Raw genomic sequence first — 21,714 nt, 5'->3', positions numbered from 1 at the left:
CCCCAAACCCGGCGGAGACACATGCATACCGATTCCAGCTTTACCTTCGTACTTTTCGGCGGCACCGGCGATTTGTCGATGCGCAAGATCCTGCCCGCGCTGTTCGAAGCGCACCGTGCGAACATGCTGGCGGAGAGCGGCCGGATCGTCGCAGTGGCGCGGCACGAATCGGATCAGGCGGGTTATCTGGAGTGGGTCGATACGCATGTGAAGCCGCATGCGGTCAAGGCGGCCGGCAAGGCGTTCGACGAAGCCGCGTGGAAGTCCTTTCTCCAGCGCATCGAGTACGTGAAGCTCGACCTCGGCCGCGCGGAAGACTACGTCGTGCTGCGCGACGCGATCGCATCGCTGCCCGGCATCCGCGTGTTCTATCTGGCGACGGGCCCGTCGCTGTTCGTACCGATCTGCAACGCGCTCGCGTCGGTCGGCCTGAACGAAGGCTCGCGCATCGTGCTCGAGAAGCCGCTCGGCTACGACCTGCGCTCGTCGAATGCGATCAACGACGCGGTCGGTGAAATCTTCGCGGAAGGCCAGATCTACCGGATCGACCACTATCTCGGCAAGGAGCCGGTGCAGAACCTGCTTGCGCTGCGTTTCGGCAATGCGCTGTTCGAGCCGCTGTGGCGCCGCGAATGGGTCGAGAGCATCCAGATCACGATCGCCGAGGAACTCGGCGTCGAAGCGCGCGGCGATTTCTACGACAATACGGGCGCGCTGCGCGACATGGTGCAGAACCACCTGCTGCAACTGCTGTCGATCGTCGCGATGGAGCCGCCGCACTCGATGGATTCCGACGCGGTGCGCGACGAGAAGCTGCGCGTGCTGCGGGCGCTGAAGCCGGTCGATCCGCGCGACATCGGCAAGGTTGCCGTGCGCGGCCAGTATCATGCGGGCGTGATCAAGGGCGCGCAGGTGCCGGCCTACGCGACCGAGCCGGGCGTGAAGACCGACAGCCAGACCGAAACCTTCGTCGCGCTGAAGGTCGAGATCGAGAACTGGCGCTGGGCCGGCGTGCCGTTCTTCCTGCGCACCGGCAAGCGTCTCGCCGATCGTGTCGCGGAGATCGTCGTCAACTTCCGCCCGGTGCCGCACTCGGCGCTCGGACCGACCGCGCTGCGCCCCGGTTCGAACCGCCTCGTGATCCGGCTGCAGCCGAACGAGACGATCCGCCTGTACTGCCTCGCGAAGCAGCCCGGCGAAGGGATGAACCTCGCGAGCGTGCACCTCGACCTCGCGTTCGACCGGTTCTTCAAGGAAGGGCAGATGGAGGCATACCAGCGCCTGCTGCTCGACGTGATCAACGGCCGGCTCGCGCTGTTCGTGCGTCGCGACGAACAGGAAGCCGCATGGCGCTGGGTCGAGCCGATCCTGAACGAATGGGCGCGCTCGCTGAAGCCACCAAAGCCGTACGCGGCGGGCACGTGGGGGCCGGCCGCGGCGAGCGCGATGCTCGCGCAGCACGACACCTGCTGGCTCGAAGAAGAAAACTGATGCAAGCCGTTGCCGCGCGCGTGACCGCGTCCGGCAACGTGCCCCACGATTCGTACGATTTGAACATACAAAGCAGTCCGGAGGAGATGTGATCGAGATCCACGCTTTCGACACCCAGGAAGCGCAAAGCGAAGCGCTCGCGCGCGCCGTCGGCGATGCGCTGCGCGCCGCGCTCGCCGGCCCCGCGCGCCCGACGCTCGCGGTGTCCGGCGGCACGAGCCCGCGCCCGTTCCTGCAAACGCTGTCGCATGCCACGCTCGACTGGGCCGGCGTCGACGTGACGCTGGTCGACGACCGCTGGGTGCCGGAGGACGACGCGGCCAGCAACGCGCACCTCGTGCGCGATACGCTGCTGCAGCACGCGGCGGCCCCTGCCCGCTTCCTGCCGCTCGTCGACACGCGCGCCACGCTCGACGCGCACGTCGCCGCGCTGAACGCGAACGCCGACTACCGCGTGCCGAACGTCGCGGTGCTCGGCATGGGCGAGGACGGCCACACCGCGTCGATCTTCGCAGACGCGCCCGAGTGGGACCACGCGATCGCGACGTCCGAGCGTTTCGTCGCCGTGCATCCGGGCGCCGCGCCGCACGCGCGCGTGAGCTTTTCGCTCGATGCGCTCAAGCGCGTCGAGCGGCTGTTCCTGCTGATCGCGGGCCCCGCCAAGCGCGCCGTGCTCGACGCCGCGGCCGCGTCGCTGCAGAAAAACGCGATTTCCCAACTGGCCAACGACAAGGGGACTCAGCTCGATGTCTACTGGTGCGCAAAGTAAGGCGGTCGTCGCGGGTCAGCATGCCGACGGCCCGCGCCTGCTCGCGGACGTCGGCGGCACCAACGCGCGCTTCGCGCTGGAAACCGGTCCGGGCGAGATCACGCAGATCCGCGTGTATCCCGGCGCCGACTATCCGACGATTACCGACGCGATCCGCAAGTACCTGAAGGACGTGAAGATCAGCCGCGTGAACCACGCGGCGATCGCGATCGCCAATCCGGTCGACGGCGACCAGGTCACGATGACCAACCACGACTGGAGCTTCTCGATCGAGGCGACGCGCCGTGCGCTCGGCTTCGACACGCTGCTCGTCGTCAACGATTTCACCGCGCTCGCGATGGCGCTGCCGGGCCTGACCGACGCGCAGCGCGTGCAGGTCGGCGGCGGCACGCGCCGCCAGAACAGCGTGATCGGGCTGCTCGGGCCCGGCACGGGGCTCGGCGTGTCGGGGCTGATCCCGGCCGACGACCGCTGGATCGCGCTCGGCAGCGAGGGCGGCCACGCGTCGTTCGCGCCGCAGGACGAACGCGAGGACCTGGTGCTGCAGTACGCGCGCAAGAAGTTTCCGCACGTGTCGTTCGAACGCGTGTGCGCGGGCCCCGGCATGGAGATCATCTATCGCGCGCTCGCCGCGCGCGACAAGAAGCGCGTCGCCGCGAGCGTCGACACGGTCGAGATCGTCGAGCGCGCGCAGGCGGGCGAAGCGCTCGCGCTCGAGACGGTCGAATGCTTCTGCGGGATTCTCGGCGCGTTCGCGGGCAGCGTCGCGCTGACGCTCGGCGCGCTCGGCGGCGTATACATCGGCGGCGGCGTCGCGCTGAAGCTCGGCGAACTGTTCACGCGCTCGTCGTTCCGCGCGCGCTTCGAGGCGAAGGGCCGCTTCACGCACTATCTCGAGAACATCCCGACCTACCTGATCACCGCCGAATACCCGGCGTTCCTCGGCGTGTCGGCGATCCTCGCGGAGCAGTTGTCGAACCGCTCGGGCGGCGCGTCGTCGGCCGTGTTCGAGCGGATCCGCCAGATGCGCGATGCGCTGACGCCGGCCGAGCGCCGCGTCGCCGATCTCGCGCTGAACCATCCGCGCTCGATCATCAACGATCCGATCGTCGACATCGCGCGCAAGGCCGACGTGAGCCAGCCGACCGTGATCCGCTTCTGCCGCTCGCTCGGTTGCCAGGGGTTGTCGGACTTCAAGCTGAAGCTCGCCACCGGCCTCACCGGCACGATCCCCATGAGCCACAGCCAGGTGCATCTCGGCGACACCGCCACCGACTTCGGCGCGAAGGTGCTCGACAACACGGTGTCGGCGATCCTGCAGTTGCGCGAGCACCTGAACTTCGAGCATGTCGAGAACGCGATCGAGATCCTGAACGGCGCGCGGCGCATCGAGTTCTACGGGCTCGGCAACTCGAACATCGTCGCGCAGGACGCGCACTACAAGTTCTTCCGCTTCGGGATTCCGACGATCGCGTACGGCGACCTGTACATGCAGGCCGCATCGGCCGCGCTGCTCGGCAAGGGCGACGTGATCGTCGCGGTGTCGAAGTCGGGGCGCGCGCCCGAACTGCTGCGCGTGCTCGACGTCGCGATGCAGGCCGGCGCGAAGGTGATCGCGATCACGTCGAGCAACACGCCGCTCGCGAAGCGCGCGACCGTCGCGCTCGAGACCGACCACATCGAGATGCGCGAGTCGCAGTTGTCGATGATCTCGCGGATCCTGCATCTGCTGATGATCGACATCCTCGCGGTCGGCGTCGCGATCCGCCGCGCGTCGCCGAACGGCGAGCTGCCCGACGCCGTCGCGCAGGCGAAGGCGCGCGCGAGCGACGACGAAACGGCCGACGTGCTCGACTGGCTGAGCCACGGCGCGTCGCCGGCGGCGAAGGACGTCGCGCGGGATTGACGCACGGCGCGGCGTCAGCCGCTTCGCGCACCCCAAGAAAAAACGCCACCGGCGCATCGCGCGCGGTGGCGTTTTTCTTTATGTCGCCGGGCTGGCGGATCAGGCGCCCGCTGGCACGGGCCGCCCGTGCCAGCGCAGCACGAGGTAGCGCCCGGCGAAACACAGCACGCCCGTAACGCCGATCGTCACGCCCATCGCAAACGGCGTGCCGTCCGCGAGTGCGCCGATCGCGACGCTCGCGAGCGCGCCAAGCGCGAGCTGCATCGCGCCGAACACGGCGGCTGACGCGCCCGCGTTGTGCGGATAACGATGCATGAGGTCGGTCGTGCAGTTCGCGGACAGGATCCCGACCACGCCGACGACGAAGAACAGGCATACGACGATCGACCACAGCCCGCCCCACCCGGTCAGCGCGACGAGCGCGACCGCGAGCGACGCGATGCAGCTCACGAGCGACGCGGCCGCGATGATGCGCAGCGAGCCGACGCGGCCGACGAGCCGCGTGTTCGCGAAGTTGCCGATCATGATCCCGACGACGTTCAGGCCGAACAGCAGCCCGTAGTGCTGCGGCGACACGTGGAAATACTCGATGTACACGAACGGCGTCGCGGTGATGTACGAGAACATCGACGCGAATGCCATCCCGCCGCACAGCATGTGCCCCCATGCGACGGGGTCGGACAGGATGCGCCCGTACGAAGCGAACGACGCGAGCACGGCCGCGCTCTTGCGCCGCTCCTTCGGCCAGGTTTCGGGCACGCGCAGGTACGCGGTCGCCGCGCACACCGCGCCGAACACGGCCAGCACGACGAACACGCCGCGCCAGCCCGAGAAGCGCAGGATCTGGCCGCCGATCAGCGGTGCGAGCAGCGGTCCGACCGCGGTGACGATCGCGACCATCGACAGCACCTTCGCCGCGTCGCTCGGCTCGTGCGCGTCGCGCGCGATCGCGCGGGCCAGCACCGACGCGGCGCCGGCGCCGAGCGCCTGCAGGAAGCGCACGACGATCAGCATGTCGATCGAGCCCGACACGAAGCAGCCGATGCTCGCGAGCGTGAACAGCGCGATGCCGCCGAGCAGCACGGGGCGGCGGCCCCACGTGTCGGACAGCGGGCCGTACAGCAGCATGCCGATCGAGAAGCCGGCCATGAAGCTCGTCAGCGTGCGCTGCGCGGCGCCGGGGCTGACGGAGAAGCCGTCGGCGATCGACGGCAGGCTCGGCAGGTACATGTCGGTGGCGATCGGCCCGCAGGCGGCGAGCGCGCCGAGCAACAGGATCAGCCGGGCATCGGGCCGGCGCCGGACGACGTGAGACATGGGTATCCGGAATGGAGCCCGCGCGCATCGGGGCGCGCGTGGCGGTGAAGACGGGAGGCCGCGCCGCGGACGGCGCGTTCAGGCCCATGATTGTACGCGCAACTTTTTTTCGTGCTGAGGGCCGCATGCGGGGGGCAGGCCGGAAAGCACCTGCGCGGCGCCCGTCGCGCTGGATCGCTGGATCGCTGGATCGCGCGCGGATTCGATTAAGCTTGCTGCTGCCCTGCTTCTCTTGTCTGACCAATTCGACGCACGACCGAACCGATGACCGCTTTCCTGCTGATCTGGAGCCCCAAGAAATGGCCATGGCCCGAGCTGCCCGACGTCGCCGCACGCGTGAAGGCCGGCGAGGCCGTGCGTGACATGTGGGGCTGCGGCTTCGCGCGCGGCATCCTGCCGGGCGACCGCGTATTCCTGCACCGCGTCGCGAAGGAGCCCAAGGGCGTGTTCGGCTCCGGCTACGTGACACGCGCGCCATACGAGGTGCCCGATCCGTCGACGAAGCGCGGTTACCGGCTGTGCATCGACTTCGTGTACGACTGGCTGGTCGACGCGCACCAGGACGTCGTGATCGCGCGCGACGCGCTGCGCGTCCACCCGTATTCGGCGCAGACCTGGGATGCGCAGACGTCCGGCACGTCGATCAAGCCAATGGTCGAAGGCCCGCTCGAGAAGCGCTGGGCGGAGCTGACCGGCAAGCGCAAGCCGCCGCTATAACCGGATCGACGGCCGGATCGAATCGGCCCCTCGTTTCCGGTCCCCGTGCATCAATCCTACGCGCTGAAAGGCCGCAGACCAGCCTGCCGGCCCGCCGCGCGCGTCTCCGGTACAATCAGACGATCGTTCCGCCCAGGCGCCGCGGCCCGTGCACAGGCCCCCGCGCCCTTCTCTCGCAGGTTTCGCCCATGTCCAACAATCAGATCCTCTTCGAACGCGCCCAGAAGACCATTCCCGGCGGCGTCAACTCGCCGGTGCGCGCATTCCGTTCGGTCGGCGGCACGCCGCGTTTCGTCGCGCGCGCGCAAGGCCCGTATTTCTGGGACGCCGACGGCAAGCAGTACATCGACTACATCGGCTCGTGGGGCCCGATGATCGTCGGCCACGTCCATCCGGAAGTGCTGTCGGCCGTGCAGAACGTGCTCGCCGACGGCTTCTCGTTCGGCGCGCCGACCGAGGCCGAGATCGAGATCGCCGAGGAAATCTGCAAGCTCGTACCGTCGATCGAGCAGGTGCGGATGGTGTCGAGCGGCACCGAAGCCACGATGAGCGCGCTGCGTCTCGCGCGCGGCTTCACGGGCCGCAGCCGCATCGTCAAGTTCGAGGGCTGCTACCACGGCCACGCGGACAGCCTGCTCGTGAAAGCCGGCTCCGGCCTGCTGACGTTCGGCAACCCGACGTCGGCCGGCGTGCCCGCCGACATCGCGAAGCACACGACCGTCCTCGAATACAACAACGTCGCCGCGCTCGAGGAAGCGTTCGGCGCGTTCGGCGACGAGATCGCCGCGGTGATCGTCGAGCCCGTCGCAGGCAACATGAACCTCGTGCGCGGCACGCCCGAATTCCTGAACGCGCTGCGCGCGCTGTGCACGAAGCACGGCGCCGTGCTGATCTTCGACGAGGTGATGTGCGGGTTCCGCGTCGCGCTCGGCGGCGCACAGGCGTACTACGGGATCACGGCCGACCTCACCTGCCTCGGCAAGGTGATCGGCGGCGGGATGCCGGCCGCCGCGTTCGGCGGCCGCCGCGACATCATGGCCCACCTCGCGCCGCTCGGCGGCGTCTACCAGGCCGGCACGCTGTCGGGCAACCCGATCGCGGTCGCCGCGGGCCTGAAGACACTGCAACTGATCCAGGCGCCCGGCTTCTACGATGCGCTCACCGCGCAGACGAAGCGTCTCGCCGACGGCCTCGCTGCCGAAGCGCGCGCGGCCGGCGTGCCGTTCGCGGCCGACTCGATCGGCGCGATGTTCGGCCTCTACTTCGCGGAGCGCGTGCCGACCAGCTTCGCGGAAGTCACGAAGAGCGACACCGAGCGCTTCAACCGCTTCTTCCACCTGATGCTCGACGAGGGCGTGTACTTCGCGCCGTCCGCGTATGAGGCAGGTTTCGTGTCGAGCACGCACGACGACGCGGTGATCGACGCGACGCTCGCGGCCGCGCGCCGCGCGTTCGCGGCACTCGCCGCCTGACCCGGGGCCGCGCGCATGTTCTCGGATACCGATTTCGCCCATATGGAGCGCGCGCTCGCGCTCGCCGCGCGCGGCATGTACACGACAGCGCCGAATCCGCGCGTCGGCTGCGTGATCGTCAAGGACGGCGACGTGATCGGCGAAGGCTTCACGCAGCCGGCCGGCCAGGACCACGCGGAAGTGCAGGCGCTGAAGGACGCGCGCTCGCGCGGCCACGACGTCGCGGGCTCGACCGTCTACGTGACGCTCGAGCCGTGCAGCCATTTCGGCCGCACGCCGCCGTGCGCGAACGCGCTGAGCGAAGCGCGCGTCGCGAAGGTCGTCGCGGCGATGGAAGACCCGAATCCGCAGGTGTCGGGGCGCGGCCTCGGCATGCTGCGCGACGCGGGCATCGACGTACGCTGCGGGCTGCTCGCGCACGAAGCCGGCGAACTGAACATCGGCTTCGTGTCGCGGATGACGCGCGGCCGCCCGTGGGTGCGGATGAAGACCGCCGCGTCGCTCGACGGCCGCACCGCGCTGCCGTCCGGCGAAAGCCAGTGGATCACCGGCGAGGCCGCGCGCCTCGACGGGCACGCGTGGCGTGCGCGCGCCTGCGCGATCCTCACCGGCATCGGCACCGTGCGCGAGGACAACCCGCTGCTGACCGTGCGCGGCATCGACACGCCGCGCCAGCCGCAGCGCATCCTGGTCGACAGCCGCCTCGACCTGCCGCTCGACGCACGGCTGCTCGAAGGCCCGCCGCTGCTGATCTTCTGCGGCCGGCTCGACGCGAGCGGCGAAGTGCGCGCGAACGTGTTGAAGGCGCGCGGCGCGGAAATCGTGCCGCTCGCGAATGCGCACGGCAAGGTCGACCTGCCCGCGATGCTGGCGGCGCTCGGCGAGCGCGGCGTCAACGAGTTGCACGTCGAGGCCGGCCACAAGCTGAACGGCTCGCTGCTGCGCGAGCAATGCGTCGACGAATTGCTCGTCTATCTCGCGCCGAGCCTGCTGGGCGCCGACGCGGCCGGCATGTTCGACCTCGCCGCGCCGGCGAGCCTCGACGCCCGCACGCGGCTGTCGTTCCACGGTATCGAACGGATCGGCGACGATCTGCGGATCCTGGCGCGCTTCACGCAGCCCGACGCCACTCACTGAACGGGGCCGTCACGATGTTTACCGGAATTGTCGCGGCCGTCGGCCGCATCGAATCGATCGATCCGCTCGGCACGTCGGCCGATGCCGGTATGCGCCTGACCGTACTGGCCGGCGGGCTCGACCTCGCCGATGTCGCGCTGGGCGACAGCATCGCGATCCAGGGCGCGTGCATGACGGTGATCGAAAAGACCGACGCCGCGTTCGACGTCGACGTGTCGCGCGAAAGCCTGAACCGCACGGTCGGCCTCGCCCAACCCGGCGAAGTGAACCTCGAGAAGGCACTGCGCGCGCACGACCGCCTCGGCGGGCACATCGTGTCGGGCCACGTCGACGGCCTCGGCACCGTGTCGCGCTTCGCGCCGGTCGGCGAGTCGCATGAGCTGCGGATCGTCGCGCCGCGCGAGCTCGGCCGCTATCTCGCGTACAAGGGGTCAATCACGGTCAACGGCGTAAGCCTGACCGTCAACACGGTCGACGATCGCGCGGACGGCTGCGAATTCTCGATCAACCTGATTCCGCATACGGTCGAGGTGACGACGCTGCGTCACCTGAAGGCCGGCGACAAGGTCAATCTCGAAGTCGACATGATCGCGCGGTATGTGGAGCGGATGCTGTCGACGTCGCAGGGCGTGCATCAGGACTGATCGTCCTTTTTCGTGCTTTCTTGAGAATCGGGGTCGGCCGGTTCGGCCCCGGGCCGTCCGGGTCCGCATCGCCGCCGTTTTCTGCCAATCGCCGGCCGTCGTACACGAACCGCAACGTGTACCGGCGAGCCGCTCCATCAGCGCGTTGGCGCCCGCTCCGCCTTTCAGCGCTTCACTGCCTCGTCGATGACGGGGCGACGCCCTGGCCCCATTTCCAACCGCAGCCTGTCCGGTCGGCCAGTCGATTCCGATATCTGCGGACCATCGAAACAATTCCCGTCGCATCCGCTCGTCGACCCGGTGGCCCGATCCTCGGCCGAACGGCCAACGACGCGCACGGGTCATCCCGTCGCGCTAAGATGCGTCGACAGCGGTTTCAACGCCGCAACGCACGACGCGCCGCGCACCGGCCGCCCCTCTTCCCACAGGAGTCGTTCCCATGTCCATCTCGATGTACCAGGCTTCGCTGCCCGTCCTGATCCGCGGCCTGACCAACCTGCAGCACATCCTCGGCAAGGCTCAGGCGCACTCGGCCGAGAAGCAGATCGACCCGTCGGTGTTCGTCGGCGCTCGCCTCTACCCGGACATGCTGCCGCTCGTCCGCCAGGTCTACATCGCGACCGATACGGCCAAGGGCTGCGCCGCGCGGCTCGCCGGGGTCGAGATCCCGAGCTACCCGGACGTCGAGCAGACCTTCGACGAACTGCATGCGCGCATCCAGAAGACGATCGACTACCTGAAAAGCTTCGACGCCGCGCAGATCGACGGCAGCGAGGCGCGCCAGATCGTGCTGAAGATGCGCGTCGGCCCGATCGAGTTCAGCGGCCAGTCGTACCTGCTGAACTTCGTGCTGCCCAATTTCTTCTTCCACGTGACGACCGCGTACGACATCCTGCGCCACAGCGGCGTCGAGCTCGGCAAGCTCGACTACCTCGGCGGACGCAACGAGCACGCATGACGCGCGGCCGGGCAAAACCCGGCCCGCACCCGCGCGTGCAGGCAACGCGCGGCGGCCCGGCCGGGCCTGCCGCGCGGGCCGGCCGCACCGCCTTCCGGAGCGCTTGCCGCCCGAGCGCAACCCGCGCCAGCCGAAACGTCGTCCGGCTGGCGTAAAATACGCACTTTCCTCTTTCTCGCCCCCTTATGACGCTCGCCTCCACGCTCGACATCATCGCCGAGCTGAAAGCCGGCCGGATGGTGATCCTGGTCGACGAAGAAGACCGTGAAAACGAGGGCGACCTCGTGATCGCCGCCGAATTCGTCACGCCGGAAGCGATCAACTTCATGGCCAGGTACGGCCGCGGCCTGGTTTGTCTGACGTTGACGCAGGAACGCTGCAAGCAGCTGCACCTGCCGCTGATGACCTACCGCAACGGCACGCAGTACGGCACCGCGTTCACGGTCAGCATCGAAGCGGCCGAGGGCGTGACGACCGGCATCTCGGCCGCCGACCGTGCGCACACGATCGCCACGGCGGTCGCGCACGACGTGCGCCCCGAGCACATCGTGCAGCCGGGCCACGTGTTCCCGATCATGGCGCAGCCGGGCGGCGTGCTCGTGCGTGCGGGCCACACCGAGGCCGGCTGCGACTTCACCGCGCTCGCGGGCCTCACGCCGGCCGCGGTGATCTGCGAGATCATCAAGGACGACGGCACGATGGCGCGCCTGCCCGACCTGATCGAATTCGCGAAGGAACACGGTCTGAAGATCGGCACGATCGCCGACCTGATCCACTATCGCAGCCGCACCGAATCGATCATCGAGCGGATCGCCGAGCGCACGATGCAGACCGCGCACGGCACGTTCCGCGCGGTGCTGTACCGCGACCAGCCGAGCGGTTCACCGCACATCGCGCTGGTGCGCGGCGCGCCGTCGCCCGACGTCGACACGCCGGTGCGCGTGCACGAGCCGCTGTCGGTGCTCGACCTGCTCGAAACAGGCGTGTCGACGCACTCGTGGACGCTCGACGCCGCGATGCGCGACATCGCGGAACGCGACCTCGGCGTGATCGTGCTGCTCAACTGCGGCGACACGAAGGAACACCTGATCGACGTCTTCAAGGCGTTCGACGAGGAAGAAAAGGCCGCTGCGCTGAAGCGCCGGCCGGTCGATTTCAAGACGTTCGGCATCGGCGCGCAGATCCTGCGCGATGTCGGCGTCGGCAAGATGCAGGTGCTGTCGAATCCGCGCAAGCTGGGCAGCATGTCCGGCTACGGCCTCGAAGTCACGGGCTTCATTCCGATGCCCGGCGGCGAAGCCAAGTCCTGCCCGGCGTCCAACGCGTAACCCGCCACGGCGCTTTCGCCTTATAACCGTTCATCCACACCACGGACAAGATCATGGAAATCGGACAATACCAACCGAATCTCGAAGGCGACGGCCTGCGTATCGGCATCGTGCAATCGCGCTTCAACGAACCCGTGTGCAACGGTCTCGCCGACGCGTGCGTCGAAGAACTGGAGCGCCTCGGCGTCACCGGTGAGGACGTGCTGCTCGTGTCGGTGCCCGGCGCACTGGAAATCCCGCTCGCGCTGCAGAAGCTCGCGGAAAGCGGCCAGTTCGACGCGCTGATCGCTCTCGGCGCGGTAATCCGCGGCGAGACCTACCACTTCGAACTCGTGTCGAACGAGAGCGGCGCGGGCATCACCCGCATCGGCCTCGACTTCAACCTGCCTATCGCGAACGCGGTCCTGACGACCGAAAACGACGAGCAGGCCGTCGCGCGCATGACCGAAAAGGGTCGTGACGCCGCGCGCGTCGCCGTCGAGATGGCCAACCTGACGATGGCGCTCGACCAGCTCGGCGACGACGAGGACGAGGACGAGGACGAAGAAGAAGACGAAGGCGACGAAGAGGAGCGCGCATGAAGAAGAGCGCCCGCCGACAATCGCGCGAGCTGGCGACGCAGGGCCTGTATCAGTGGCTGCTGTCGAACGCGGCCTCCGGCGAGATCGACGCGCAGCTGCGCGGCGCACTCGGTTACGACAAGGCTGACAAGGATCTGCTCGAAGCCATCCTGCACGGCGTGATCCGCGAGCACGCGACGCTCGTCGAAGCGCTGACGCCGTCGCTGGACCGCCCGATCGAGCAGTTGTCGCCGGTCGAGCGCGCCGTGCTGCTGATCGCGACGTTCGAGCTCACGCACCACGTCGAAACGCCGTATCGCGTGATCATCAACGAAGCCGTCGAACTCGCGAAGACCTTCGGCGGCTCCGACGGCTACAAGTACGTGAACGGCGTGCTCGACAAGCTCGCCGCGAAGCTGCGCCCCGCCGAAACGCAGGCGCGCCGCAACGGCTGATACCGTTTGTTTGTCCACGGGCGCGCAAGCGCCCGTTTTTCATTCTCTCCCCCGCCCCGCCCGACCGATGAATACCACCGCCGATTCGCTCGTCACGCTCGCCGCACGCGTCGACGCGATCCAGCCCTTCTACGTGATGGAACTGATGAAGGAGGCACAGCGGCTCGAGTCCTCCGGGCGCGATGTTATCCACATGGGCATCGGCGAACCGGATTTCACCGCGCCGGAGCCTGTCGTCGAAGCGGCCGCGGCCGCGCTGCGCCGCGGCGTCACGCAGTACACGAGCGCACTCGGCATTGCGCCGCTGCGCGAGGCGATCGCCGCGCACTACGCGCGCGCGTATGGCCTCACGATCAGCCCCGAACGGATCGTCGTGACGGCCGGCGCGTCGGCCGCGTTGCTGCTCGCGTGCCTCGCGCTCGTCGGCCGCGACGACGAGGTGCTGATGCCCGACCCGTCGTATCCGTGCAACCGGCACTTCGTCGCGGCGGCCGAAGGCCGCGCGGTGCTCGTGCCGAGCGGCCCGGACGCGCGCTTCCAGCTCACCGAGGACGACGTCCGCACGCGCTGGAGCAACCGCACGCGCGGCGTGCTGCTCGCGTCGCCGTCGAACCCGACCGGCACGTCGCTCGAGCCGGACGAACTGAGGCGGATCGTCGAAGCCGTGCGCGCACGCGGCGGTTTCACGATCGTCGACGAGATCTACCAGGGGCTCAGCTACGACGCGGCGCCCGTGTCGGCGCTGTCGTTCGGCGACGATGTCGTCACCGTGAACAGCTTCTCGAAGTATTTCAGCATGACCGGCTGGCGGCTCGGCTGGCTCGTCGTGCCGCCCGCGCTGGTCGGTACGTTCGAAAAGCTTGCGCAGAACCTGTTCATCTGCCCGTCCGCACTCGCGCAGCATGCAGCGCTCGCGTGCTTCGAGCCGGCCACGCTCGAGATCTACGAAGCGCGCCGGCTCGAATTCAAGCGCCGCCGCGATTTCATCGCACCGGCGCTCGAACGGCTCGGCTTCACGGTTCCGGTGATGCCCGACGGCGCGTTCTACGTGTATGCGCATTGCGGAGGCGTTGCCCACCCGGCGGCCGGCGACAGCGCCGCGCTGACGCAGGCGATGCTGCACGACGCGGGTGTCGTGCTGGTGCCCGGCATGGACTTCGGCGTCCACGCGCCGCGCGACTATATCCGCCTGTCCTATGCGACCGCCTATACGCGGCTCGAAGAGGCGGTCGATCGGCTGGCAACGCTGTTCGGGCAGCACTGACGCCGCGGCCGGCACAGCGGCCGCTCCACACGCCACAAAAGGAAAAGGCACCCGGATCATCGGGTGCCTTTTCCTTTCCTGCCGGCCGGAACCGCGCGGTACGCGTCAGCGCGGTACGCGTCAGGTTACGCGCCGAGCTCCGAATGGTCGCCGTGCGCCTGCTTCGCGGTATCGACGCTCGCGTCGTCCTGCGGCGACGTTTCCTTGGACGCCGTCGTCTTCGCCGACGTCGCGGTTTCGAGCGTCGCACGCACGCGCTTCGCGCCGCCTGCCGATGCCGTCACGGCAGCGGCCGTGACGATCGGCTTCGCCGGCGCCTGCGGTGCATTGACCGGCACGCTGCGACCGTGCGACACGTCGCGCAGGCGGCCGCGCTCGGCCATCACCTTCGCGCCGTATGCGTTGTCGTCGGGGTTCGTCGAGCCGTTGTACAGCCGCAGGCCGTTCGCGAGCGAGCCGCCGCGGGCGATGCAGTCCTTCAGCACGAGCGCGCCGACCTGAAGGTTCGCGAGCGGCTGCAGTGCGGTATCGGTGCCGCCGAAATACTCGAACTTGTCGGAATGGACCTTCGACATGACCTGCATCAGGCCCTTCGCGCCGACGCCGCTTTCGGCATACGGGTTGAAGCCCGATTCGATCGCCATCACGGACAGCAGCAGCAGCGGATCGAGGCCGACGTCGCGGCCGGTCTGGAACGCGGCCTTGACGAGCTGGCCGAGCGGCTCCTGGGCGATGCGGTAACGGCGCGACAGATAGGTCGCGACGAGCGCCTGTTCGCGGTTCGACGCGAGCGCACGATCGTCGCGCGCATCGGCCGGCACCCGCTGGGTCGGGATCAGTTTCGCGAGCGCGACGGGCGACGGGCCGTTGCGGGCCGGATCGGACGCATCGCCCTGCGCGGCGGCTTCCGGTGCGACATCGAGGCCGACCGCAAGCGCGTCCGTTTCGGGACTCTCTTCCTGCTGCGGCTGCGCGCCGGCAGGCGCGAAGTTCGGCAGCGGATGGCCGGACAGCAAACGGGCAGGCCCGGCCTGCACGGCCGCGGATACGACCGGCATCAGCTTCGCGGCAAGCGTGCCGCGTACGGTTGGCAGCAGCCACAGTGCAAGCGCAACCGCGACAGCGAGACAGCCGACAACGCTGAATAGATGGTGACTGACACGCGTCCCGCGACGCAGCATGTTGCGCACGATTTGCGCATGCTGCTCAGTGGGACGCCACGATAACCAAGCGTTCATTCAGATCATCTCCCATGAACATGACTCGTGCGGCTCGCTCAGCTCGATGGCGAGACAGAAACGCGCCGCGGAATCACGACGCCGCACGCCTTGGTTGGGACGTGCAAGCATCGGGGAAACGGTATAAGTACCGTTCGAGGCCACGGTGCAAGAAGGCCGACGCCTTCGCACACTGGGCGAGACGGGCATACGCGGTGGCACCCACGCAAAAAACCAGCGTCTGGTAGCGCTGGCTGGGACTACGACTAAGGCCGTCGAATACGCCGTGCAGGGTTCGGCGGACGGTGACGCGCTGCGTCAAAGATCGGTGATTGGCGGCTCGAAGCCTTTTACCCTGCAACCAATGTGAGCGGATTCTAGCAGGGTTTTATAGATCGTCAACACTATAAAATCTCGAAATCATAACAAAAAGTAATTTAAAACCACTCTTCAGATCGGGAGCCCCGTGCCGTAGAGGGTTTGCGCGCGGTCGACTTTTTTCGCGGCCGGGCGTCCATGCGGCGGGCCGGGTAAAATCGTCGGTCGATTCGGGGCCGCAGCCGGCCGCTGCGCCCGCCCACCGTCGCCCGCCATGCGGGCGACCCGGACCTTCTTCATGAAATACAAAGACTTACGCGATTTCATCCAGCGCCTCGAGGCGCTCGGCGAACTGCGGCGCGTCACGCAACCCGTGTCGCCCGTGCTCGAAATGACCGAGCTGTGCGACCGCGTGCTGCGTGCCGGCGGCCCTGCGCTGCTGTTCAACGCGCCGCCCGGCCATGCGTTTCCCGTGCTCGGCAACCTGTTCGGCACGCCGCGCCGCGTCGCGCTGGGGATGGGCGTCGATGCGGGCGACGACGCCGCGCTCGATTCGCTGCGCGATCTCGGGCGCCTGCTGTCCGCGCTGAAGGAGCCCGATCCGCCGAAGAGCCTGAAGGACGCCGGCAAGCTGCTGTCGCTCGCGAAGGCCGTGTGGGACATGGCGCCGAAGTCGGTGTCGTCGCCGCCATGCCAGGAGATCGTCTGGGAAGGCGCCGACGTCGACCTGCACAAGCTGCCGATCCAGACCTGCTGGCCCGGCGATGCGGGGCCGCTTGTCACGTGGGGCCTGACGGTCACGCGTGGGCCGAACAAGTCGCGCCAGAACCTCGGCATCTACCGCCAGCAACTGATCGGCCGCAACAAGCTGATCATGCGCTGGCTCGCGCATCGCGGCGGCGCGCTCGACTTCCGCGAATTCGCGCTGCAGAACCCCGGCAAGCCGTATCCGGTCGCGGTCGTGCTCGGCGCCGATCCGGCCACGACGCTCGGCGCGGTGACGCCCGTGCCCGATTCGCTGTCCGAATATCAGTTCGCCGGCCTGCTGCGCGGCAGCCGCACCGAGCTCGCCAAGTGCCTGACGCCCGGCGTCGATACGCTGCAGGTCCCCGCACGCGCGGAGATCGTGCTCGAAGGCTTCATCCATCCGCAGGACGGCACCCCAGCCCCCGCTCCGGCCGGCGCGCCGCCGCGGCCGGCCGGCAACGCGTCCGCCGCGTACGAGCACGCGCTCGAAGGGCCGTACGGCGACCACACCGGCTATTACAACGAGCAGGAGTGGTTCCCGGTATTCACCGTCGAGCGCATCACGATGCGCCGCGACGCGATCTACCATTCGACCTACACGGGCAAGCCGCCCGACGAGCCCGCGGTGCTCGGCGTCGCGCTCAACGAGGTGTTCGTGCCGCTGCTGCAGAAGCAGTTCGCGGAGATCACCGACTTCTACCTGCCACCCGAAGGCTGCAGCTACCGGATGGCCATCGTGCAGATGAAGAAGAGCTACGCGGGCCACGCGAAGCGCGTGATGTTCGGCGTGTGGAGCTTCCTGCGGCAGTTCATGTACACGAAGTTCATCGTGGTCGTCGACGAGGACGTGAACATCCGCGACTGGAAGGAGGTGATCTGGGCGATCACGACGCGCGTCGACCCCGTGCGCGACACGGTGATGGTCGACAGCACGCCGATCGACTATCTCGATTTCGCATCGCCGGTTGCCGGTCTCGGCTCGAAGATGGGGCTCGACGCGACCAACAAGTGGCCCGGCGAGACGAACCGCGAATGGGGCCGCCCGATCGAGATGGACGCTGCCGTGAAGGCACGCGTCGACCGGCTCTGGCAGGAGATCGGGCTCTGAGGCCGTACGGCCGGCGCCCGCCGGCCCGTGCATCGCACCCACCACAAGAACGACGAAGATGAGCTTTCCTCCCGCCTCGATGCTGTCCGACGGTTTCTTCCTGTCGCTGTCGCTGTGTCTCGACATCGGCCTCGTGAACGTCGCGATGCTGTCGCTGACGCTGTCGCACGGCTTCCGGCCGGGCTTCTGGCTCGGCGTCGGCTCGTGCGTCGGCGATCTCCTCTACGCGGCGCTCGCGCTTGCGGGGATGGCCGTGCTGCTGCAGTTCGAGGCCGTGCGCTGGATCGTGTGGATCGGCGGCGGCGCCGTGCTGCTGTTCCTCACGTGGAAGATGGCGCGCGAAGCGCTGGCGCCGGCCAGCGCGGCCGACGACGACGCGGACGAGGCGCCGCCGCCGCGGGCGAGCGCGCGGCGCAGTTTCCTGCGCGGCATGTTGCTCGCGATGTCGTCGCCGAGCGCGATCCTGTGGTTCGCGGCGGTCGGCGGCGCGCTGATCGCGAAAGCCGGCGCGACCACGCCGGCCACCGCGTCGGTGTTCCTGTCGGGTTTTTTCCTTGGCGGCCTCGCGTGGACGCTCTTTATGTGCACGCTCGCGAGCCAGGGCCGCAAGCGCGCCGGCGCCGGGCTGATGCGCGCGTGCCACATCGCGTCGGCGCTGCTGTTTGCGTATTTCTCGTACAGCGTGATCGTCGGCGGGTACCGCGACCTGATCGTGCACGCGGCATAAGCGAAGCCGACCTGCACGGGCGGCGCGTCGAGCGACGGCACCAATGAAAAACGGCGCAGCGCCCCTCCCGGGACGTTGCGCCGTTTTGTCACGCGCGGTCAGGCCGCGCGGGACGGATCAGCGACGCCAGTAGCCGTGATGGCCCCAGCCGCCGTAACCATGACGCCAGTACGGACGACCGTAGTAACCACCGTAGCCGCCGACGACCACGGCGGGCGGCGGTGCATAGTAGGCCGGTGCCGGCGCGTAATAGACGGGCGGAGGCGGCGGCGCGTAGTACACGGGCGGCGGCGGTGCATAGACCGGATACGCGGGCGCGACCGGGATACCGATGCCGACCCCGATCGACACGTGAGCCTGCGCGGCGCTTGCGGCACCCAGGCCCAGCGCGGCGGCGGCGATGAACGGAATGAGCTTTTTCACTTCGATTCTCCTGCTGGAGCGGCATTTTATGCGCTCCTGTCGGCAACGGCGGGCATGCACGTCGCATGGAAGCAATGTAGCGAAAACCCGCTTCTCACGCGTCGCGCATTTGTTGCAAATTGCAATTGCACGCGGCCGCAGCCACCGTGCGGCGTGGCTTCCGCGTCCTGCGGCGACCCTTGCAGATCGCGCGATTCCGTCCGACGAGTCAGGTCGCAACGCGACGGCCGGTCAGTCTTACCGGATACGGCGCGCGCGGCGGGCACGCGTACGTAATGAACGATTACAAATTTGAGACAAGACGCCGACAATTCAAGCGGGACGCACGCGCGGCGCGTTTCGGGGTCGGATTCGAAGATCACGATTCGGCCGCAATGCCGGACGCAGATGCGCATGTGGATCGCACCGCATACCGGTAACGACTACATGCGTCCGCGCGGCAATCGACCTTCCGCGACCGCGCCTTTATTCCTGCGATACTGGCGGCTGCTTCGTTTTCGCTCACGTCCGCTGCCATGCCCCTCCCCGACACACCCCGTCTCGGCTTCATCGGCGCCGGCCGGCTCGCGCGCTGCGTCGCGCAGCGCGTCGCGCAGGCCGGCTTTCCCGTCGTCGCGATCGCGAGCCGCACGCCCGAATCGGCCGCGGCGCTCGCCGCACGCATCGACGGCTGCCGGGCCGTCGACACGCCGCAGCAGGTCGCCGACGCCGCCGACCTGATCTTCCTGACGGTTCCCGACGACCATCTCGCGTCGACCGCCGCGGCACTTCGCTTCGACGCGTCGCGCGCCGCCAGCCAGGCAATCGTCCACTGCAGCGGCGCGTCGGCGGTCGCGCTGCTCGATCCGGCGAAACGGCAAGGCACCGCCACCGGCGGCTTTCATCCGCTCTACCTGTTCGGCGGCACCGACGCCGACCTCGCGCGCATCGACGGCTGCTCGGTCACGATCGAAGCCGACGGCGCACTGCACGCGACGCTGATGCGACTTGCTGCCGCACTCGGCTGCCATCCGCTGTCGATTCCGGCCGGCGGCCGGATGCTCTATCACGCGGCCGCGCACTACGCGGCGAGCTTCGCACTGTGCGGGCTGTCGGAAGCGGTCGAACTGTGGCGCGGCCTCGGTTTCGACGAGGACGCCGCGCTGCGCGCGCTGCTGCCGATGCTCGCCGGCACGATCGAGACCGCGCGCGACAAGGGGCTCGCGAACGCGCTCGCCGGCCCCGTGTCGCGCGGCGATACGGGCATCGTCGAACGCCAGCTCGCGCTGCTCGAAGCGCGCGGCGGCGATCACGCGACGCTGTACGCGCTGATGACGCGCCGCGCGGTCGCGCTCGCGGCGAAGCGCGCCGCGCCGCCGGCGTCGCTGCCGGCGCTCGCCGAAGCCGTCGAAACGTCGCTCGCGCGCACCGCCGCGCACCCCTCCCCGCCGCGAGACGAGGCGTGATAAGGTGTCGGCCGATGCGCCGCCATCCGGCGTTGGCGGCCGCACGCTACTCGACTGTATAAAAAGGATGCCAACGATGTTCGGCGAGATCGCCCGTTTTCTGCTCAATACCATCTTCACGCTGTTCGGCGCCGCGCTGATCCTGCGCGTCTGGATGCAGGCCGTCCGCGTGCCGCCGTACAACCCCGTCACGCAGGCCGTGCTGCAGGCGACCAACTGGCTCGTGCTGCCGCTGCGCCGCGTAATCGCGGGCGTACGCGGCATCGACTGGGCCAGCATCGTCGCCGCGCTGCTCACCGCGCTCGTCTACGTCGTGCTGATGGTCGTGATGGCCGGCTTCGACCCGGCCGCGGTGATCGCGACGCTTGTCGTGGTCGCGCTGCTCACCGTCGTGAAGTGGGCGCTCAACCTCGTGATCTGGATGACGATCCTGATGGCGCTGCTGTCGTGGCTCAACCCGCGCTCGCCGGCGATGCCGATCCTCTACCAGCTCACCGCGCCGTTCCTGAACCCGCTGCGCCGCGTCATCCCGAACCTCGGCGGCATCGACCTGTCGCCGATCCTGCTGTTCGTGATCGTGCAGGTGCTGCTGATGATCGTCACGCGCGCCGCCGTGTCGCTGACGATGTTCGGCATCTGATGCCCCTGGGGCCTGGTCACGTCAATGACGGACACAGGCCCTACGCCGCCGGCCCCTGCGCCGGCGGCGCGCCGAGCGTGTCGATCACGCCGAAGCGCGCCGGAATCATCGCGTAGCACACGCGCACTTTTTCGCGCGACAACCGCTCCAGCAAACGCTGTGCTTCGTCCTCGGTGACGATGAATTCGACCTCGATCGCGAGCGAACCCTGCAGCTCGAAGAAGCGGTCCTCGTGCAGCACGCGATGCTGGCCGAAGCCGGCCATCGCGCGAAACGCGGAACCGCCCGCGACGCCCATCCGGTTCGCCTCCTCCAGCAGCCATTCCCACAGCGGCTTCCAGTGCAGCCGGTGCTGCTCGTGCAGGTAGAAGCGCAAGAAGATCCTGTCCATCGCTCCCTCCGGTGGCGGCGCGTTCAGGCCGCCGCGAGCCACGCGCGCGCGGTCCACATGCCGAGCGCCGTCAGCGCGAACGATCCAGTCAAGTGTAGGGCAGCCACCGCAAACGCCCATCCGAATTCGCCCTGCAACGCGTGCGTCATCACTTCGACGGAATAGGTCGAGAACGTCGTGAGGCCGCCGAGGAAACCCGTGATCACGAACAGCCGCCACTCGGGCGGCAGCCCGACGCGGGTCGTGAACACGACGGCGGCAATGCCGATCACGTAGCCGCCGATCAGGTTCGCGGCGAGCGTGCCGAGCGGCACCTCGGGAAAGAATTCGTTGAGCGCGAGGCTCAGGAACCAGCGCAGCAACGCGCCGAGCCCGGCGCCGACGAAGATCGCGACGATCGAATAGAACAAGGGCACTCCTCGCTGACGACGCCGCGTGGCGGATGCGGCCTACGCTGAACTGTATGCGGAATCGCGCCGCAGCGGCAACGCCGGCGGAGCGGGCCGTCGTACGCCGGATCGTGTCGCACGGGCACGATGCATTTCATTATTCCCCCGAATCCGCCGCACTCGATATTTTCCGACGCATTACGCAGGACATTACAAATCAATTTAAAACAATTGATTATCTAGCCGCTTTTTCAAAAATCGGCAAAGCCGCTTCATCCTCTGCGCGCCAAC

Annotated in this window: 21 protein-coding genes; 16 read left to right on the top strand and 5 right to left on the bottom strand. The window is 68.3% G+C overall.

Translation table 11 applies throughout. The features are described 5' to 3' along the window. The first annotated feature begins 21 nt into the window (after positions 1–21). From zwf to OEJ37_RS13075, 3 genes are all read left to right on the top strand, one after another. The gene (gene zwf / locus OEJ37_RS13085) at positions 22–1,491 is read left to right on the top strand and encodes a glucose-6-phosphate dehydrogenase (RefSeq protein WP_174417801.1); all 1,470 of its coding nucleotides are present in this window, start codon (positions 22–24) and stop codon (positions 1,489–1,491) included. 88 nt (positions 1,492–1,579) lie between these two features. Continuing rightward, positions 1,580–2,260, top strand: a complete 681-nt coding sequence (gene pgl, locus OEJ37_RS13080; RefSeq protein WP_263344487.1) for a 6-phosphogluconolactonase — start codon at positions 1,580–1,582, stop codon at positions 2,258–2,260. Beyond that, positions 2,238–4,166, top strand: a complete 1,929-nt coding sequence (locus OEJ37_RS13075) for a bifunctional transcriptional regulator/glucokinase (RefSeq protein WP_174417803.1) — start codon at positions 2,238–2,240, stop codon at positions 4,164–4,166. The genes pgl and OEJ37_RS13075 overlap by 23 nt, the downstream gene beginning before the upstream one ends. 99 nt (positions 4,167–4,265) lie before the next feature. Here the strand turns inward: OEJ37_RS13075 and OEJ37_RS13070 are convergent, their stop codons facing one another. Further along, positions 4,266–5,483 (bottom strand): Bcr/CflA family multidrug efflux MFS transporter, encoded by a 1,218-nt coding sequence (locus OEJ37_RS13070; RefSeq protein ID WP_174417804.1) that lies wholly within the window; start codon positions 5,481–5,483, stop codon positions 4,266–4,268. Positions 5,484–5,747: 264 nt separating this feature from the next. Between OEJ37_RS13070 and OEJ37_RS13065 the strand changes: the two genes are divergently transcribed. The 9 genes from OEJ37_RS13065 to OEJ37_RS13025 all read left to right on the top strand — a co-directional run bounded on the left by OEJ37_RS13065 (position 5,748) and on the right by OEJ37_RS13025 (position 14,018). Next, positions 5,748–6,200, top strand: a complete 453-nt coding sequence (locus tag OEJ37_RS13065; RefSeq protein WP_263344486.1) for a hypothetical protein — start codon at positions 5,748–5,750, stop codon at positions 6,198–6,200. 188 nt (positions 6,201–6,388) lie between these two features. Beyond that, on the top strand, positions 6,389–7,672 hold the full coding sequence (gene hemL, locus OEJ37_RS13060; protein ID WP_014897811.1) for a glutamate-1-semialdehyde 2,1-aminomutase: 1,284 nt from the start codon (positions 6,389–6,391) through the stop codon (positions 7,670–7,672). A gap of 15 nt (positions 7,673–7,687) precedes the next feature. Further along, positions 7,688–8,809 (top strand): bifunctional diaminohydroxyphosphoribosylaminopyrimidine deaminase/5-amino-6-(5-phosphoribosylamino)uracil reductase RibD, encoded by a 1,122-nt coding sequence (gene ribD, locus OEJ37_RS13055; RefSeq protein WP_174417807.1) that lies wholly within the window; start codon positions 7,688–7,690, stop codon positions 8,807–8,809. Between the two features lie 14 nt (positions 8,810–8,823). Next, on the top strand, positions 8,824–9,453 hold the full coding sequence (locus tag OEJ37_RS13050) for a riboflavin synthase (protein ID WP_263344485.1): 630 nt from the start codon (positions 8,824–8,826) through the stop codon (positions 9,451–9,453). A gap of 439 nt (positions 9,454–9,892) precedes the next feature. Beyond that, on the top strand, positions 9,893–10,411 hold the full coding sequence (locus OEJ37_RS13045; protein WP_174417808.1) for a DUF1993 family protein: 519 nt from the start codon (positions 9,893–9,895) through the stop codon (positions 10,409–10,411). A 185-nt stretch (positions 10,412–10,596) separates the two neighbouring features. Beyond that, positions 10,597–11,739: a bifunctional 3,4-dihydroxy-2-butanone-4-phosphate synthase/GTP cyclohydrolase II gene (gene ribBA / locus OEJ37_RS13040; protein ID WP_152864672.1), complete on the top strand. Its 1,143-nt coding sequence runs from the start codon at positions 10,597–10,599 to the stop codon at positions 11,737–11,739. A gap of 53 nt (positions 11,740–11,792) precedes the next feature. Beyond that, positions 11,793–12,320, top strand: coding sequence for a 6,7-dimethyl-8-ribityllumazine synthase (ribH, locus tag OEJ37_RS13035; RefSeq protein WP_174417809.1), 528 nt, complete (start codon positions 11,793–11,795; stop codon positions 12,318–12,320). Next, positions 12,317–12,754 carry a transcription antitermination factor NusB gene (nusB, locus tag OEJ37_RS13030; protein ID WP_152864676.1) on the top strand — a complete coding sequence of 146 codons (438 nt, stop codon included), beginning with the start codon at positions 12,317–12,319 and terminating at the stop codon, positions 12,752–12,754. Before ribH ends, nusB begins: the two co-directional genes overlap by 4 nt. A 67-nt stretch (positions 12,755–12,821) precedes the next feature. Next, positions 12,822–14,018 (top strand): pyridoxal phosphate-dependent aminotransferase, encoded by a 1,197-nt coding sequence (locus OEJ37_RS13025; protein ID WP_263344484.1) that lies wholly within the window; start codon positions 12,822–12,824, stop codon positions 14,016–14,018. Between the two features lie 125 nt (positions 14,019–14,143). Here the strand turns inward: OEJ37_RS13025 and OEJ37_RS13020 are convergent, their stop codons facing one another. Beyond that, on the bottom strand, positions 14,144–15,256 hold the full coding sequence (locus OEJ37_RS13020; protein ID WP_174417811.1) for a lytic transglycosylase domain-containing protein: 1,113 nt from the start codon (positions 15,254–15,256) through the stop codon (positions 14,144–14,146). 595 nt (positions 15,257–15,851) lie between these two features. Between OEJ37_RS13020 and OEJ37_RS13015 the strand changes: the two genes are divergently transcribed. Beyond that, positions 15,852–17,408: a UbiD family decarboxylase gene (locus tag OEJ37_RS13015; RefSeq protein ID WP_175918965.1), complete on the top strand. Its 1,557-nt coding sequence runs from the start codon at positions 15,852–15,854 to the stop codon at positions 17,406–17,408. A gap of 58 nt (positions 17,409–17,466) precedes the next feature. Next, positions 17,467–18,135: a LysE family translocator gene (locus OEJ37_RS13010; RefSeq protein WP_174422300.1), complete on the top strand. Its 669-nt coding sequence runs from the start codon at positions 17,467–17,469 to the stop codon at positions 18,133–18,135. A 117-nt stretch (positions 18,136–18,252) separates the two neighbouring features. Here OEJ37_RS13010 and OEJ37_RS13005 read toward each other — a convergent pair whose 3' ends face one another. Then, the gene (locus OEJ37_RS13005; RefSeq protein WP_027783774.1) at positions 18,253–18,558 is read right to left on the bottom strand and encodes a hypothetical protein; all 306 of its coding nucleotides are present in this window, start codon (positions 18,556–18,558) and stop codon (positions 18,253–18,255) included. A gap of 515 nt (positions 18,559–19,073) precedes the next feature. On the opposite strand from OEJ37_RS13005, the gene OEJ37_RS13000 reads away from it, so the two are divergent. Together OEJ37_RS13000 and OEJ37_RS12995 are read left to right on the top strand one after the other, a co-directional pair. Continuing rightward, positions 19,074–20,003, top strand: coding sequence for a Rossmann-like and DUF2520 domain-containing protein (locus OEJ37_RS13000; protein ID WP_263344483.1), 930 nt, complete (start codon positions 19,074–19,076; stop codon positions 20,001–20,003). Between the two features lie 76 nt (positions 20,004–20,079). Next, positions 20,080–20,643 carry a YggT family protein gene (locus tag OEJ37_RS12995; protein WP_152864691.1) on the top strand — a complete coding sequence of 188 codons (564 nt, stop codon included), beginning with the start codon at positions 20,080–20,082 and terminating at the stop codon, positions 20,641–20,643. A gap of 40 nt (positions 20,644–20,683) precedes the next feature. On the opposite strand, the gene OEJ37_RS12990 is transcribed toward OEJ37_RS12995, so the two are convergent. Together OEJ37_RS12990 and crcB are read right to left on the bottom strand one after the other, a co-directional pair. Further along, a complete protein-coding gene (locus OEJ37_RS12990; RefSeq protein ID WP_175918967.1) occupies positions 20,684–21,034 on the bottom strand; it encodes a DUF190 domain-containing protein in 351 nt (116 codons plus the stop codon). 23 nt (positions 21,035–21,057) lie between these two features. Further along, a complete protein-coding gene (gene crcB, locus OEJ37_RS12985) occupies positions 21,058–21,444 on the bottom strand; it encodes a fluoride efflux transporter CrcB (protein WP_034182940.1) in 387 nt (128 codons plus the stop codon). Positions 21,445–21,714: the final 270 nt, after the last annotated feature.

This window comes from Burkholderia sp. BKH01 (assembly GCF_025685725.1).
Classification (GTDB): domain Bacteria; phylum Pseudomonadota; class Gammaproteobacteria; order Burkholderiales; family Burkholderiaceae; genus Burkholderia; species Burkholderia pyrrocinia_C.
Note: the sequence above shows the minus strand (reverse complement) of the source record. Positions and strands in the feature narration are given on the sequence as shown.

Coding starts and splice junctions, on each gene's coding strand:
- OEJ37_RS13015 (WP_175918965.1), top strand. CDS start 15,852: ATGAAATACAAAGACTTACGCGATTTCATCCAGCGCCTCGAGGCGCTC.
- nusB (WP_152864676.1), top strand. CDS start 12,317: ATGAAGAAGAGCGCCCGCCGACAATCGCGCGAGCTGGCGACGCAGGGC.
- OEJ37_RS13050 (WP_263344485.1), top strand. CDS start 8,824: ATGTTTACCGGAATTGTCGCGGCCGTCGGCCGCATCGAATCGATCGAT.
- OEJ37_RS13000 (WP_263344483.1), top strand. CDS start 19,074: ATGCCCCTCCCCGACACACCCCGTCTCGGCTTCATCGGCGCCGGCCGG.
- hemL (WP_014897811.1), top strand. CDS start 6,389: ATGTCCAACAATCAGATCCTCTTCGAACGCGCCCAGAAGACCATTCCC.
- OEJ37_RS13010 (WP_174422300.1), top strand. CDS start 17,467: ATGAGCTTTCCTCCCGCCTCGATGCTGTCCGACGGTTTCTTCCTGTCG.
- OEJ37_RS13020 (WP_174417811.1), bottom strand. CDS start 15,256: ATGAACGCTTGGTTATCGTGGCGTCCCACTGAGCAGCATGCGCAAATC.
- OEJ37_RS12990 (WP_175918967.1), bottom strand. CDS start 21,034: ATGGACAGGATCTTCTTGCGCTTCTACCTGCACGAGCAGCACCGGCTG.
- OEJ37_RS13070 (WP_174417804.1), bottom strand. CDS start 5,483: ATGTCTCACGTCGTCCGGCGCCGGCCCGATGCCCGGCTGATCCTGTTG.
- ribBA (WP_152864672.1), top strand. CDS start 10,597: ATGACGCTCGCCTCCACGCTCGACATCATCGCCGAGCTGAAAGCCGGC.
- OEJ37_RS13045 (WP_174417808.1), top strand. CDS start 9,893: ATGTCCATCTCGATGTACCAGGCTTCGCTGCCCGTCCTGATCCGCGGC.
- OEJ37_RS13065 (WP_263344486.1), top strand. CDS start 5,748: ATGACCGCTTTCCTGCTGATCTGGAGCCCCAAGAAATGGCCATGGCCC.
- ribD (WP_174417807.1), top strand. CDS start 7,688: ATGTTCTCGGATACCGATTTCGCCCATATGGAGCGCGCGCTCGCGCTC.
- ribH (WP_174417809.1), top strand. CDS start 11,793: ATGGAAATCGGACAATACCAACCGAATCTCGAAGGCGACGGCCTGCGT.
- OEJ37_RS13025 (WP_263344484.1), top strand. CDS start 12,822: ATGAATACCACCGCCGATTCGCTCGTCACGCTCGCCGCACGCGTCGAC.
- OEJ37_RS12995 (WP_152864691.1), top strand. CDS start 20,080: ATGTTCGGCGAGATCGCCCGTTTTCTGCTCAATACCATCTTCACGCTG.
- zwf (WP_174417801.1), top strand. CDS start 22: ATGCATACCGATTCCAGCTTTACCTTCGTACTTTTCGGCGGCACCGGC.
- OEJ37_RS13075 (WP_174417803.1), top strand. CDS start 2,238: ATGTCTACTGGTGCGCAAAGTAAGGCGGTCGTCGCGGGTCAGCATGCC.